The sequence below is a fragment of the Niabella digestorum genome, from assembly GCF_036409055.1.
In the GTDB taxonomy this organism is placed as follows: Bacteria; Bacteroidota; Bacteroidia; order Chitinophagales; family Chitinophagaceae; genus Niabella; species Niabella composti.
Genome location: NZ_JAZGLY010000001.1, coordinates 138,337 through 154,945 on the forward strand (window position 1 = coordinate 138,337; position 16,609 = coordinate 154,945).

General features: G+C 41.4%; 7 protein-coding genes. 3 read left to right on the top strand and 4 right to left on the bottom strand.

Annotated features, from left to right (window positions below; genetic code table 11):
• Nucleotides 1-153 precede the first annotated feature (153 nt).
• Nucleotides 154-1,959, top strand: coding sequence for an ABC transporter ATP-binding protein (locus V2H41_RS00625; RefSeq protein ID WP_330973172.1), 1,806 nt, complete (start codon nt 154-156; stop codon nt 1,957-1,959).
• A gap of 45 nt (nt 1,960-2,004) precedes the next feature.
• Here V2H41_RS00625 and bshA read toward each other — a convergent pair whose 3' ends face one another.
• Nucleotides 2,005-3,132 (bottom strand): N-acetyl-alpha-D-glucosaminyl L-malate synthase BshA, encoded by a 1,128-nt coding sequence (bshA, locus tag V2H41_RS00630; protein ID WP_330973173.1) that lies wholly within the window; start codon nt 3,130-3,132, stop codon nt 2,005-2,007.
• A gap of 178 nt (nt 3,133-3,310) precedes the next feature.
• Between bshA and V2H41_RS00635 the strand changes: the two genes are divergently transcribed.
• Nucleotides 3,311-4,681, top strand: coding sequence for a M20/M25/M40 family metallo-hydrolase (locus tag V2H41_RS00635; RefSeq protein WP_330973174.1), 1,371 nt, complete (start codon nt 3,311-3,313; stop codon nt 4,679-4,681).
• A gap of 288 nt (nt 4,682-4,969) precedes the next feature.
• Entirely contained in the window at nt 4,970-5,482 is a 513-nt protein-coding gene (locus tag V2H41_RS00640; RefSeq protein ID WP_330973175.1) for a hypothetical protein, read from the top strand.
• 77 nt (nt 5,483-5,559) lie between these two features.
• On the opposite strand, the gene V2H41_RS00645 is transcribed toward V2H41_RS00640, so the two are convergent.
• The 3 genes from V2H41_RS00645 to ffh form a co-directional block, all read right to left on the bottom strand.
• Nucleotides 5,560-6,048, bottom strand: a complete 489-nt coding sequence (locus V2H41_RS00645; protein WP_330973176.1) for an META domain-containing protein — start codon at nt 6,046-6,048, stop codon at nt 5,560-5,562.
• A gap of 41 nt (nt 6,049-6,089) precedes the next feature.
• Nucleotides 6,090-14,771, bottom strand: a complete 8,682-nt coding sequence (locus V2H41_RS00650) for a glycoside hydrolase family 94 protein (protein WP_330973177.1) — start codon at nt 14,769-14,771, stop codon at nt 6,090-6,092.
• Between the two features lie 379 nt (nt 14,772-15,150).
• The gene (gene ffh / locus V2H41_RS00655; protein WP_330973178.1) at nt 15,151-16,491 is read right to left on the bottom strand and encodes a signal recognition particle protein; all 1,341 of its coding nucleotides are present in this window, start codon (nt 16,489-16,491) and stop codon (nt 15,151-15,153) included.
• Between the last annotated feature and the right edge of the window lie 118 nt (nt 16,492-16,609).

Here is a 16,609-nt window from a genome sequence, read left to right on the forward strand (position 1 = left end):
TATATGGAAAACTTTTAATATAATTTTAAGATTGGCCCTATTATGTTCGCATGCGCCGAGGAGTATTGTATATTGATAACGTATTAATGAACGGAAATAGCAAAAACCGGTTGTAAATAATTACCTTTGTGCGTTTTAAAATTAGTAAGGAAATTGAAAAAATTTAAGCGGATTCTTAAGTATATCGGATTGTACAAAGGGAAGATTTTTTTGTACGTATCGATGACCATATTGGCTTCCCTTTTATCTGTGTTCTCGTTGACCCTTCTGGCTCCTTTAATGTCTATTATTTTTAAGGTTGATGGATTTGGGGGCGAAACCATTTTAAGGAAAATTCCTGGAGGACATATTTTAGGAAATAAATTAATTGAGCTGGTAGATCAGGGCCAGCAGATGGCTGCCGTATTACTTTGCTGCGGATTTATTATACTAGCTATCTTTTTAAAGAATCTATTTATATATCTGTCTTCACTGATTTCGGTACCGGTAAGAAGCTCCATTATCATTCATTTGAAGAATGATATGTATGCTAAGGTACTGTCTTTACCCGTAGGTTATTTTTCTGAGCAGCGCAAGGGCGATATCATGAGTCGTATGACCAACGATGTAGGCCTGGTGGAAAGCTCTATTGTGAATGCTCTGGAAGGATTGATTAAAGACCCTATCATGGTAATCAGTTATCTGGTGGCGATGATATGGCTTAGTCCCAGCTTATCCGTGTTTCTATTAGTATTGCTGCCGCTGACGGCTTTTGTTATAGGTCGTATCAGTCGTGCCCTTAAGCGTCAGAGTAATGCGGCAGCCGTAAAAGTAGGTGAAACACTTTCCATTCTGGAAGAAACACTAGGAGGTATAAGAATTATTAAGGGATTTGGTGCAGAGGAAATTGTAAATAAGCGGTTCACTTCACTCAATAATATGGTGCTAGGTATTACTAAAAAAATGTCGCGCAGGCGCGATTTGGCCTCACCACTTACAGAGTTGTTGGGTGTAATTGTTTTGTGTATTGTGATTTATTTTGGTGCTAATCTGATTAACCGCGATGCGTTGAACCCGGGGGATCTAATTGCATTTATTGCCATGTTTGCCATGATGATCAATCCGGCCAAGGCATTGTCTTCTTCGTTCTTTAATGTACAGGCCGGAGCTGCAGCTGTTGAGCGCATCGAAGATCTGTTAAACACTCCAGTTAAGATCGAAGATACAGGAACGCAAAAGCTACAGTCTTTTGAACATTCCATCGAATTCCGTAATGTATCTTTTGCTTACAACGATACGCCAGTGCTTAAGAATATCAATTTGGTGATTCCTAAAGGTAAAACCATTGCATTGGTGGGTAGTAGTGGTGCCGGAAAAAGTACATTGGCGGACTTGGTACCCCGCTTTCATGATGTAACAGAAGGTGAGATCTTAGTGGATGGCATCAACATTAAGGAATATAGTATACAATCGATACGTGATAAAATTGGCATTGTAAGCCAGGAGCCGATTTTGTTTAATGATACTATTGCCAATAATATCACTCTGGCGCACCCCAATGCTACCATGGAAGAAATAATAAATGCTGCCAAGGTAGCGAATGCGTTGAAGTTTATTGAAAACAAACCCGAAAAATTCGATACCAATATTGGCGACAGAGGTACTAAATTAAGTGGGGGAGAGAAACAGCGTTTGACCATTGCTCGTGCGGTGTTGAAGAATCCACCTATTCTGATACTCGATGAGGCTACATCATCGCTGGATACTGAAAGTGAACGTCTGGTACAGGACGCCATCAACAAAATGATGAAGAACCGCACTTCGCTCGTGATTGCACACAGACTGAGTACCGTTCGGAATGCTGATGAGATAGTAGTATTGAATAAAGGTGAAATTGTAGAACGTGGTAAGCATCATGAACTGATGCAGATAGAAAACGGTATTTATCGTAAGCTAGTAGATATGCAGGAAATGGTGTAATGCCAATTCCTGCATGTATTAATTAAATGTTCTATCCTCTATTGGCTAACAATCTTTACAGAACCTACGGTAGATGGCTTCGTATTGCGGAATAATATTGCTGATATGATATTGCTGTGCGTGATGAAAGGCGCGCTCTCTGAAACCTTGAAGAGTGGCTTCATCACGAAGAATATCCAATGCCCTTGCACTCATTGTCTCAATATCTCCTATCTCCGCTGTATAACCCGAAACGCCATCAATATTTACTTCTTTTAATCCCCCTGCGTTGGTAGACACTACAGGCACCTTGGAGGCCATAGCTTCCAATGCTGCCAACCCAAAGCTTTCGTATTCGGAAGGAAGTAAAAATAAGTCGGCAATAGCAAATACATCCTCAATTTGCTCCTGCTTCCCTACAAAAATCATCTTATCAAAAATGCCCAGAGCGCGTCCCTGTTCTTCTGCGTTTTGTCTTTCGGGTCCGTCTCCTACAAATAATAGTTTAGCAGGAATTTGTTTTTGTATCTCGTTAAAAACCTGCACCACGTCGGCAATACGCTTCACTTGTCGAAAGTTAGAAGCATGGAGTATTACTCTTTCTCCGTTAGGGGCTAGTACTTTTTTAAATGCATCTAATGGTTTACGGTTAAACCGTTCTACATCTACGAAGTTGTATACTACTTCGATCTCTTTCTGAATGTCAAAAGTGGCATAGGTTTCTTCTTTAAGGTTTTCCGATACTGCGGTAATGACATCACTTTGGTTAATCGAAAATGATACAACGGGGGCAAACATCTTGTCTTTTCCTACCAACGTAATATCAGTGCCATGCAGCGTGGTGATTACAGGGATATCTTTCCCTTCCTGTTGTAAGATCATTTTTGCCATAAAGGCTGCTGAGGCATGCGGAATGGCATAGTGCACATGAAGGAGGTCCAGATTGTTTGTTTTAATTACATTTACCATGGTGCTAGCTAATGCCGTTTCGTACGGAGGAAAATCAAATAAGGGATAGGTGGGCACTTGTACCTCATGATAGAAGATATTAGGCATGAACATGCTGAGTCTTACCGGCTGCTGATAGGTAATAAAATGCACAAGATGTCCTTTTTCCGCTAATGCTTTTCCTAATTCTGTAGCCAAAACGCCACTACCACCAAATGTCGGGTAACAAACAATTCCTATTCGCATAAGATAAAGATAAACGTTCTGTTGCTATTAATTCTTTTTAAGCTTGTTTTTATCGTGTAATGAATAATAAGATTTTTTATATGTGATAGGCTTCGTATCTCTACTGTTTATATTTTAAACATCCAGCATGCTATGCCCTTTGTCTTATCTTTATAAAAATTTAAACTATCATAACAGTATGCTAAGAAAATTGTTTTTCATATCGCTGTTATTTTTAGGCGATATAACTCATGCGCAGGATAAAGACGCTGCATTTATCAGGAAACTTGCGGATGAAATACTAACCAATGGAAAAGCCTATGATCATCTTCGCGACCTAACCAAAAACATCGGCGCCCGTCTGGCCGGTTCCAAGCAAATGTATCAAGCAGAGGAATGGGGTTATCGTTTGTTACAAGAAGCTGGGAGTGACAAAACCTATAAACAGCCGGTAATGGTACCTCGCTGGGTTCGTGGTGGTACGGACGAAGTGCGGGCTATATTACCGAATAAGGAAGAAAAAGAGCTCGCGGTGATAGCATTGGGTAATACTATAGGTACAGGAGGAAAGCCATTAGAAGCTCCGGTGGTGCTCATTCGGGATTTTGACGAATTAGAGATGAAAAAAGATCAGCTTAAAGGCAAAATTGTATTCTACAATTATAAATTCAATCCCAAATTTGTCAGAACATTTGATGCATATGGTGATGCTGTAAAGTATCGGAGTAGAGGGCCCTCACTGGCAGCAAAATACGGGGCCGTGGGAGTTATTGTACGTAGCATGAGCCATAGTATCGATAATGTACCTCATACTGGTGCGCTTTTCTATGACAGTGCTTATGCGAAGATACCGGCAGTGGCTATAGGATTACAAGATGCGGATTGGTTGGCTGCATCATTGGAACAGGGAGCTGCACTTAAAGTGGTTCTAAAGACTAATGGACATTTTTTGCCCGATGTGCAAGGGCATAATATTATCGGAGAGCTTAAGGGAAATGAGTACCCTGATGAGTACATTACCATCGGAGGACATTTGGATAGCTGGGATAATTGTGAAGGTGCTCATGACGATGGTGCTGGTGTGACCCAGACTATTGAAGTTTTAAGAGCTTTGAAGGCTTTGAACTATACCCCTAAACGTACTATTCGATTTGTGCTCTTTGCTAATGAGGAAAACGGCCTAAGAGGAGGGAGGAAATATGCAGAGGAAGCCAAAGCCAAAGGAGAAAAGCACATATTTGCCGTAGAAAGTGATGCTGGAGGTTTTACGCCAAGAGCATTTAGCTTTGATTGTAGTAAAGAACAATTGGATAAAGCCAAACGATGGTTACCGCTCATCGCTCCCTACGGATGTAATGAGTTTATCGCGGGTGGCGGGGGTGCTGATATTTCACCACTGAAGCCATTGTTGGGCACACCGTTGTGTGAACTCTTGCCCGATTCTCAGCGCTATTTTGATGTGCATCACTCCTCCAACGATGTATTTGAAGCTGTGAACAAGAGAGAATTAGAGTTGGGCGCTGTGAATATGGTCGCTTTAATATATCTGATCGATCAATACGGGTTTTAAAAAGAAAAAAAGCCACCTTTCATAGACGGCTTCTAATTTTCAATAGGATACGGGTTGTTCTAGATTTTTATTAGGGTACGGATTTATTTCGTGGTTGACAGTGCAAAGTTGCATAAATTACATGGTGCTTTCCTTTGAAATTCGATGAACAGCCCTAATAATTCGATGAAACGGGTGTTTTCTACAATAGAGCTTTTTTTAAGGTAGTTTTCTGTTACTTTTACATTTTAAGCACTGTATTTGCAGTAGTTTATTTTTATTAGTTTATTTATTGAAAAGCAAATCGATATGAAATCAATTGCCGTATTTTTCTTATCCGTGGTGATGGTGGCGGCCATTTCCTGTAAATCAAAAGATACTAATAGTGGGGATCAACCTGCAACAGCAAAAGAATATTACCAAAAGGTACTTGAAATTGAAGAAAGTATTTCAGAGCCCTTACTAAAAGCGGAAGCTGAAATAAAAGCCCGTAGCGATAAGAATAATTTTGCCGGAATCGCAGCATCGGCAAAAGTGATGGAGGACACTCTTGATGTAAAAATCAAGGCACTAAAGAATATTCCGGCTGTGGGAAATGGTGCAGAAGATTTTAAAACAATGGCTGTGCGTTATTTTGAGTACATTAAAAGTATTTACACAGCGTACAAAGACATTGGTGAAGCAAAAGATGAGGAGCAACGTGAGGGTGCCGTTAAGAAAATGGCTGATCTTATCAATGCTCAGGAAGATATTATGACCAATCTCAATAACGCCCAGATAAAATTCGCTGCCGATAATGGATTTAGTCTTGACGAATTTTAAGTAGTACGTAAAATCGAAAATAAGATGGCTCATGGTACTTAGTATCATGAGCCATCTTATTAGAAGTATACCGAGAATTATTTAGCTCTTTCGCATTCTAGGACAATATTGGAGGCAACATCTTTTAAATATAGTTTGCTGCCTTCTATGCTAAAAGAGCTGATTCTATTTTGTAGAAGTTCTAGGTAAGCTGTCTCCTGCTCCATTTTATCACAGGCCATCTTAGTGGCGCCCACTTCCTGAAAACGAATGCTGTAGCCATTTAATTGTACTGTTCCGAAAATAGAGTTACAGGGAGCTTTGCCGTTGAATTTATTATCCTGTTCGTTGAATGTAAGCGAAACACCGCTAAGTGTTTCTTGCTTCGCTTTTGCCTGCCGCCGCATGGATAATACATTCCACGTGCCTGCTAGCTCCTTCTGAAAAGATTTGGTAGCGGTATTAGGAATGATGGTCTCTGTTATAATTTCGGTTTTTCCCGAAGTGGTACTTCTGGATGGAGAACTGCAATGAAATGCTGTCAATGCTAAGAGCAGTATTGCTATGTGGAAAACATTTTTTTTCATATAGTTTTTTTAAATGTAATAAAATCTTTTACTAATATATGCTAAATATCGATGACAACTTCATGCACGCCTCCATCGTCCTGCAAAGGGATAAACTGTTCCTGTAATAAGACGCCATCGAGGGTATATTGGATGCTTCCGTTTTTATGTTCGTTATTTACCCGTATATGATAGAAAGTATTACCAAAGCGGTAATTTACTTCAAATCCGGGCCAGTTATCGGGTATGCAGGGAGTAAGCTGAAGTTGCTGACCTTTTCTTTTTAATCCGAGGATATAATCTATGGCCAACTGGTAAGTCCATCCGGCAGAACCGGTGTACCAGGTCCATCCGCCACGGCCTTCGTGTGGCGCTACTCCGTACACATCGGCAGCCATCACATAAGGTTCCACTTTATACTGCTGGATATCGTCTGGAGTTTTTGTATGGTTTACCGGATTTACCATAGAGAACAATTCCCACACTCGTTCTTTATCCTTAATCTGAGCAAATGCCATAATAGCCCATATGGCTGCGTGGGTATATTGTCCGCCGTTTTCTCTTACACCCGGCAGATAACCTTTTATATAACCTGGGTATAGATCTGATTTGTCAAATGCGGGGGTCAAAAGTTTAATAATACCATTTTTTCTGTCAACCAGATGCTCATTGAGTGAAGTCATGGCTATACCGGTTTTTTCCACATGACCGGCACCGGAAATTACAGACCAGCTTTGGGAGATGGAGTCAATCTTGCACTCTTCGTTTTGTGCAGATCCCAACGGTGTACCATCGTCGAAGTAAGCTCTCCGATACCAAGCACCATCCCAAGCATATTTGTTGATATTATCTTTTAACTTCTCAGCTTCGGAGATGCATTTTTGATGGAATGCTTCATCTCCTTGGGCTTGGGCCAACTCTGCAAATTTGATCAATACATAATATAAGAAGAAACCTAACCACACGCTTTCACCTTTTCCATGTTCACCTACTTTATCCATACCATCGTTCCAGTCGCCAGAACCGATAAGCGGTAATCCATGCTCACCAAATTTCAGTCCGTAATTAATGGCTCGTTTGCAATGATTGTATAAAGTTTCCCAATCATTGAGGAAAACAGGTAGGTCGTAATAACTTTCTTCATCGGGTCTTAGCGGTCTTCCTTCTATATAAGAGACGTATTCTTCTAATACTCCTAGGTCGCCTGTAGTTTCGATGTATCGTGTCGTTACATAAGGCAACCACAGATAATCGTCGGAGCATGTAGTGCGTACACCCCGTCCTGTTGGTGGATGCCACCAGTGTTGCACATCACCCTCTTTAAATTGTCGGGAAGCTGCCAGCAGAATTTGAGCACGGGTGATATCAGGACGGGTGTGCATCAATGCCAGTACATCTTGCAGCTGATCGCGGAAACCAAAAGCACCACCTGACTGATAGAAGCCACTGCGTCCCCATACACGACAGGCCAATACTTGATACACCAGCCATCCATTTACCAATACATTAAAGGCTTCATCCGGAGTCTTTACATAAACCGCTCCTAGAATATGGTTCCATTTATCATGGACCTTGGATTGAGCTTCATGCACTTTCTCGGATGATTTATATTTTACAACAAGGTTGCGGGCTTCCTGTTCGTTTTTGCCGCTACCTAGTTTAAAGATGACTTCTTTTTCCTCTTCAGGTTGTAATTCTACGCTAATCTGAATGGCTGTACACGGATCGAGTGCAGCTCCATAGCGATTCGACAAGCGCTCGCGACGGAGTGCTTCTGGATGAGAAAGCAGTCCGTTTCTTCCAATGAATTCGGTTCGGTCGCAGGTGTAAGATTTGTTAGGACCGTCTGCATCGAAGAAAGAAACTCTTTCGGCAAAAACACTGTTATATGCATTTCTTGCAAAGAGTACGCCGGTTTCCAGATCTTTCTCCGTAACCACATGCATGCGTGTGTTGGTAGCAGTATCGCCCAAAATCCATTCCACATAACCGGTTACAGAGAGTTTTCTTGGTTTGGGACTCAGATTTCTGAGTTTAATTACTACAAACTTTATAGGATCGTCTACATCCACATACACCCACATTTCGGAATAAATACCATTGGTGGCATGCTGATAAACCGTATATCCAAACCCATTGCGCGTAATATATCGTTCTCCGCTTTTTGCAGGGAGAGGCGAAGGCGACCAATATCGGCCGCTTTGTTCGTCGCGTATGTAATAAGCTTCGCCGGTAGTATCGGATACCGGATCATTCTTCCAAGGTGAAAGCCTGTAGGAGTGTGCATTTTCGGCCCAGGTGTAGGATGATCCGCTTTCAGTAATCATAGTGCCAAACTGCTCGTTGGCTATAATATTTACCCAAGGGGCAGGTGAGGTATGAAGCGCATCTGTGAGAATGAAGTATTCCTTACCATCCTTGGTAAATCCACCAATGCCATTGTTAAAGATTAAATCTGGTGGCAGTTCCAGCACGATATTAGAATATTTTTCTTCGGTGCCTGCAATATTTAGTAACGGCGGCAGTTTCTTAAGCGGTTTTTGTCTGCTCATTTGTTCTTGCAGCGTACCACCGTTGTCATAAAAGATAAGTCTGGCTGTGGTTTGAAGCAGCACTCTGTCTTCGGTTGTGAACTGATCGCCTTGTCGAACAAAAATACCTCCGGGCTGGTCCATTACCGAGCCTCCAATTGCTGCTACAAAGTCTACAATTTGATCGTGTAACAATTGACGGTAAGTGCCAAAGTCGTCGTTCCAAATTACCAAGTCTACGGCCAGCCCTTTCAGGCGCCAATAGGAATGCGCTTTTATCAGTTGTTTTACAAGTGTGATATTTTCGCTGTCCTGCACTCGTAGCAATACAATCGGTAAATCTCCCGAAATAGCATATCCCCAAAGACCTGATTGTCCTTTTTTATTGCTGGCAATAATGGATGCATCGGCTCTGTGTGTAGCATTGGCATACAAGATATGACCCGCCATGGCGTTGAACAATTGCGCTTCTGATTCGCTAGCGTTGATCTGCCGCAGCAATACCTGACTGTGTGTCCATGCCAGTTCAAACGCCCTATTTTTGATGTGTACATCGTGATATTTATAAATTAGCTCTTTGCTTCTTTCTTCAGTTTCGGAGATACCGATAATAATTTCAACAACGGCGGTTTGTCGAGGTTTAAGTGTGATTTTATGTTTTATGGCAGCAACGGGGTCTAATACCGATCCGCTGGAGCCACTCAGCATACCATCAGTTACAACACTTGCAGGAGCTTCCAGCGTACGCGTTCTACCGATGAATTTCATGCGGTCGCATTCATAAGAAACTTCTTCTTTTTCTGCTTGGGATACATGCATCATGAAGAACATCCAGGGCTGTTGTTCGTTTCTGGATCTGGCACGTCGTGTGCACATTATTGCACCGGCTTCGTCCATAATTTTTGTTTGTACAAATAAATTGCTAAATGCCGGATGCGCTTCATCAGCAGCCTGAGGTGCTATTACTACTTCGGTATAACCCGTTACCTCTAAGGTTTTTACATTATTGGTGCGGTTGGTGATTTTTATTCGTCGAATTTCAATGTCATCTTCAGGTGATACTACAATATCCGTTTTTGTTTCAAAGGCATCATTCATGCGCCTAAACTCTACATGTCCTTGTGAGAAAATGGTTTCATCTACCTTTAATTTTTTCAGCGTAGGCTGATAAGTATTGGACCAGATTTCACCTGTTGCAAGGTCTTTGATATAGCAGAAGGTTCCCCAATTATCTTTGGTGACATCTTCACGCCATCTTGTTACCGATAGCTTGTGCCATCTGCTGTAACCACCACCAGCATTACTGATGGCCATATGATAACGTCCGTTTGAAAGTAGTTGTACTTCAGGTACCGGTGTATCCGGTGTTTTAATAATACGGATATGCGATTCGTAACTGCTTACAATCATATTATCCGTACTTTCTTCCTGTGTAAAGTATGTAGAAGTTTTGGGCGGACGTTCTTTTAACAACAATAGTGCAGACTGGAATTGCGGGTCTCTTTCGAAACGTTGGTGCATCTTTTCGCCCAGCAATAATTGCGCTAGTGCTAGGAAGCCCATACCCTGATGATGCACCATGAAAGAGCGTACTATAGCATGCGACTCTCCTCGCGGCATTCTAGACGGTGTATAATCTATGGCCTCATAAAATCCGTATCTTCCCACAAAACCGTTTTTAGCCATTAGTTTCAGATTGTCTAATGCTTTCTGGGGTTCTACCATTAAAGCCATCATAGTTGCATATGGTGCTATGACCAGATCTTGTCCTAATCCTCTTTTCAATCCCAGCCCTGGTACACCAAAAGCCTGATATTGATAGTTCAGATGTGCATCAACCAAATTAAATCCTGATTCGGAAATACCCCAAGGAATATTTTTGCGTTTTGCATAATCAATCTGATTTTGCACTACCCCTCTTGCAGTTTTTTCCAATAAGGTATTTTCATAAGAAGGCATGAGCAAATCAGGCATAAGATATTCAAACATGGAGCCACTCCAAGAAAGTAACACGGGAGAGATGCCTTCGTTGGTAATCAAGCGGCCTAATGAAAACCATGTATCTTGAGGTACCTTTCCTTGTGCGATAGCTGTGTAGATACCTAATCTTGCTTCAGAGGCAAGCATGTCGTAATAACTCTTATCTTTTACATCTTCGCTAACATTATAACCTATATGGAATAAATGTTTGGATTTGTCGTACAAAAATTCAAAATCTACATCAGCAAATCCGGAGCACTCATTAGCCAGTTTTTCAATCTTACTGAACTTTTGTAATACGTTGCTTAGTGCCTCTTGTAACGTTTGAGATAGTTGTATCAGTTGTTCCTTATATGCTGCTTTTGAGGGATCATTGAGGTATTGCTCAATAATCGGCAATACGGATTGTTTATATTGATGAATATCTATTAGAGAAGGTATCTGTTCCAGAACCTTCAGCTCTTCTAGCTCCTGTGGTATAGGCAGTAGCCCTCTCCATGGTACTAAGAGGGCTAATGTGTTCCTCATGTCCTGTATTTGCTGTTCAAATTTCTGCAACCACATCACACACTCTTCGTTTTCCTTGATGCCAACTTGTTCCTGAAGCTCTTGTACTTGCTGGTGCAGTTTGTCGAAATAAGTGTGTTGGATATCCAGTCTGGTTACCGGCGACTTACACAATTGCAGTAAATAATTCTCCACTGTAGCAAATGCTGCTAGCTGTGCTTTTTCGCTAATGGTACTTTTAGCAGTAAGGAGTGTATCGTATAATCCTTGATAAAATTTATTAGAGATTAACTTGTCATGGAGTATTTCAAATAACCCTTGCCGTAATACCATCATGTTTGCTACAAAATTTCCGCTGTCTACCATGGATACGTACTTGGGATATAGCGGTTGTAGCGTAGTTGTTTCGTACCAATTGTAAAAGTGACCTCTGTATCGTTCTAGCTGATTGAGCGAGTAAAATGTGTTTTGAATACGCTCAACCAGTTTACACAATGATATATAACCAAAGTCATAAGCCGAAAGGCTCGCTAAACAAGCAAGACCAATATTTGTTGGTGAAGTACGATGTGCGATTACGGCGATAGGTTTTTCCTGATAATTATCCGGCGCTAGATAGTGATCTTCTTCACCCACAAAGTCTTCAAAGTAAGCCCAAGTTTTGCGACTGATGATATGCAGGAAATCTCGGTCGGTTGCTGAAAGACTAAAAGCTTTTCTGGTTTTAGGTTTGCTTACTCGCCAAGCAATTACCGGAGCTAACAACCATAATAATAACAGCGGTAAGGCAAAGGGAAGTACAGATGCGTTGTAGAGAATGATGAGTGCTGTAAGGCCTATAGTAATAAAAACAGCAGGCCACATGTAAGCATATGCTTCTGCTATAGTTTTCTTTGATTTTGTGCGCTGTGCAGCGAAAGGCGTCCATTGAAGTAACTTGCGTTTTGAGATCAATATTCGCCAGTTAGCGCGAATTATGGCATCGGCATTGTGATACGCTTCGAAAGGAATGCAGGCTATGTTAAAAAGCACCTGATATAAGTTGTACTTGAAAGTGGTTGCCGTATCGGCTATATGATATCTTATATCCAGATCTTTGGGTTTGCGAGCCAGCTGTATTAGCGTTGTAAATACCGGCATGAAAAACCAGAATACCAATACGCCTATCATCCATAATGCAGGATGAGGAAATATAAGCCATATAAGCGCAATGAGCACTAATAAGGCCGGTGTTACCAGACTACGCTTTATATTATCCCATATTTTCCATTTGGATAAAGCAGAGATGTAATTTCTTTTAAGTTTATTATTGGCATCGGGTGCGAAAGGCATTCCCCAAGATGCAATCTGCCAGTCGCCACGAATCCATCTATGACGCCTGCTGGCATCTGTCCAATAGGTTTCGGGATAGTCTTCAAAAACTTGTACATCGGTAAGTAATCCCGAGCGTACATAGCAACCTTCGAGAAGGTCGTGGCTCAGTATGCGGTTTTCAGGGAAAGCGTGACCTAATATTTCTTCGAAAACGTCAATATCATAAATTCCTTTTCCGATGAAAGAGCCTTCACCAAAAAGATCTTGATATACATCTGATACCAGCATGGTGTAGGGGTCAATGCCAGAATCATTGCTATGCATTCTAGCATATAGAGAAGCGGTGTTGCCGGGCATATTAACTGCTGTACGCGGTTGCAATATGCCATATCCTTCTACCACTCTACGTTTTTGGGGATCCACCACTGGCTGATTGAGTGGATGCGCCATAGTGGCGATCATCTTCCATGCCGACTCACGGGGTAATACGGTATCAGCATCCAAGGTGATTACATATTTTATATTGGAGAGGTGCTGAATATCGCCTACGATCTTCGAAAAATCGTGGTGACCTGTGTTTCTTAACAGACTATTGAGTTCGCCCAATTTACCGCGTTTGCGTTCGTAGCCCATCCATACTTTTTCCCGTGGATTCCACTTGCGAGGTCGATGCATCAGAAAAAAGCGATCAGGCTCATTCTCCTTTCTGTATTTAAGATTTAATAGCTCAATTTCTTCAACTGCATAGTTCAGGAGTTCTTCATCGTTAGGCATGTGCTCCTCAGGAGCATCGGCAAAATCTGTAAGCAGGCAGTAAAAAAGATTGCGTTGTGGATTGGAAAGATATCTTACTTCCAAATCGCTTACGAGTTCTGCAATACTATCCTTACTGGTAATAAGGCAAGGTACTGCTACTATCGCGCTGTACTCGGCCGGAATGGCTTTGGAGAAATCCAGCTTTGGTAAAAACTTGGGTTTTACGAGGGAGGTGGCTATCCAGTTTACAAATACAGTAGCAAAGTTGCCACCGAGGATACATCCTAGTACTCCTGTAAATATTGCCAACCATATGGGGTGACCGTATTTATAAATTACAGAACCAATGAAGGCGCCTATTAGCAGTGCGAGCAGTAAAATGGATCCTGCGTATAAGAAGAATCGCTTTTTGTCCAGTATCCGGGTTAACTGCTCTATAAAAGAAAGTTTAGCACCACAAGCGCTAATAAGTTCATCACGCCCTTTATCTATAAAAAAATATCCTACGTGTTGCTGACGTAAGGGTTTGCCAGCAGCTTGTTTTGCTTTAGCTAAAGCAATAGCAGTGGTGGCAATTTCGTGCTCGGGTTTTTGCGCTTTTTTACTCAGCCATTCAATTTCATGTCTATAATAGTCGCGGGTTTCAAAATCCATTTTAGGATAGATACCCGTAATATCTTCACTGAGTATTTTGTCAACAATGCTAACGTTCTCTACAAATTTTTTCCATTCGGTTGTTTTAAGCAAGCGAATACTTTCGATGCTATTGCGCATGGAAACCTGATCTGCAGCTTGATTCTGGCTGTGCAGGTTTACCATTTCGGCAATGGAATGTCCGGAGTCTGTCAGTTGTTCTTCCAGCCAGGAAAGTGGCATCGACAAACCCTGTCCTTTGCTTTGTAATCTCCTAGTAAATTCGGCTACAAATGCACTACTCAGCAATACATTGCTTTTGGCCATGTCGGCGGTAGCAATGATAATTTTTTTAGGTTCTTTTTGAGCAATCGTAATAAACTTTTCTGCCCAATAAATGGCTTCGTTTTTATCAAGTCTATCTATGGCTATGCGGGATGCTATGCGCCGAATGTTTTCGATAATTGCAAATCGCAGCATAATGGGAATGGCCCACAGCTCCCCGATAGTAAGTATATTATTGCTTTGATATCCTTCGATGAAAGCGGTAAGGTTTGCGATATCGATTCTTCCGTCACTATGCGAAATAATCTCCAACGCTATATCGTATACGCGCGGCATTCCTGCCGATTTCCCTGAAGCTAGAATAGGAAGGGTTTTGCTATACCCTTTTGGTAGGTGTTTTTTGGCAATGCTAATTTGTTCTTTTATCAGATAGAGGTTATCCAGAAACCATTCACTTGCTGGCGCTATTGTATACTTGTCTTTTACAGCCTCTGTTAGTAGTTGTTGTACTTTTATAATAACCTCTTCGTTTTCATTAAGTCTTCTAAGGACTTTATCGGATTGTTGGTTTTTTAATATTGTATGTTCTAATGCGATGCGTTCGCCTAATGACCTCATCTGAGCATTACTCAGTAAATCGAGTCTGAAAGGCGCTTCATCTTTAAAGTCATGACTTTGTCCTGAGCTAAAGTATTCACGCATTTTCATAACAATATCAACGGGTTTGTTGATTTTCATAGTAAACAATATAACGATTTTTGGGCAGGGTTCCTTTCGTCAGCACTTTTATATTTCAAGTATGACGCCCTGTTGTGCAACAACCTTAGAGTTCGGTAAAAAAATTAAAACTGCAACCCCTGTCTATACAGTTAGGGTCTCTGCGTATAAAAACATGCTGGTAATCATATGAAATCCAATCGTTTCATATCGATTTCTCATATGTATGAGAATAATAGCTTATAAGACCTCGTCGGTAAGATGAGGTACTATAAAGCTTTTTTACAGTCGGAATAATAATTACTGTAGTAATAACAAATAAAAACGAAAAAAGATTAATAAATCCGTGAGAAACACGGTTTTATTTTTTTAATGTATATATTTTCGAAAAATCCGGAAATTATCTTCTTTTAAGTCCGCCGAAACCTCCCGGCATCATACGTCCAAAGGCACCCATTTTATTCATATTTTTCATCATCTCGCGCATTTGTTCGAACTGCTTCATGAAAGCATTCACCTCGGCAATATCTTTTCCGGCACCTAAAGCAATGCGCTTGCGGCGGCTGCCATTGATGATATCGGGATTAGAGCGTTCTTCCGGCGTCATGGAATCGATGATCGCTTCAATGCCTTTAAAACTATCATCGCTGATGTCCAGATCTTTTACATGCTTGCCTACACCGGGGATCATACTCAAAAGATCTTTCATGTTGCCCATTTTCTTAATCATTTCCAGCTGAGCTTTGAAATCGGCAAAATCGAATTTATTTTTTCTGATTTTGCTTTCGATTTTTTTGGCCTGTTCTTCATCGAACTGCTGTTGGGCGCGTTCTACCAGCGAGGTGATATCGCCCATACCTAGGATACGTTGTGCCATCCTTTCGGGGTAGAACACATCCAAGGCGTCCATTTTTTCACCATTGCTGATAAACTTAATGGGTTTGTTTACTGTGTATTTGATAGAAAGGGCCGCCCCCCCGCGGGTATCACCATCTAATTTGGTAAGTACCACACCGGTAAAATCCAAGCGTTCGTTAAACGCTTTGGCCGTATTTACGGCATCCTGACCGGTCATACTGTCCACCACAAAAAGAATTTCCTGTGGGTTTACAGCATGTTTAATGTTAGCCACCTCGGTCATCATTTCCTCGTCAATAGCCAAACGACCGGCAGTATCTATAATAACTACATTTTTGTTTTTGCTTTTGGCACCGGCTACAGCAGCGCGAGCAATGCTTACGGCATCCTTGTTTTCAGGTTCCATATGCACTTCTACACCAATCTGCTCTCCCAACACGCGCAATTGTTCAATAGCTGCCGGACGATAAATATCGGCTGCAACCAGTAAAGGGTTGAGCCCCTTTTTGGTCTTCAGGTAATGAGCCAGTTTACCGCTGAAAGTAGTTTTACCGCTACCTTGTAATCCTGCAATAAGAATAACAGCCGGATTGCCTTTGGCATTCAAAGGGACTTCCTCGCCACCCATCAGCTCGGCCAACTCATCTTTTACGATTTTTACCATGAGCTGTCCGGGGCTGATGGAGTTGATTACTTTCTCCCCAATGGCCTTTTCCTTTATTTTGTCCGTAAACTCTTTTGCTATTTTATAGTTTACATCAGCATCCACCAATGCACGACGAATTTCCTTTACCGTGGATGCAATGTTAAGTTCGGTAATTCTAGCTTGCCCTTTAAGGTTTTTAAAGGCACTTTCTAATTTATCCTGAAGGTTACTAAACATAATTTCCTGATATAAATGGGGTGCAAAGATAGCTATTAGTTCGCATAGCGTGAAGAGGCATCTTTAAAACGAGAAACGTTTATAAGTAAGTCCTTTAATATAAAATGTACTGATATCC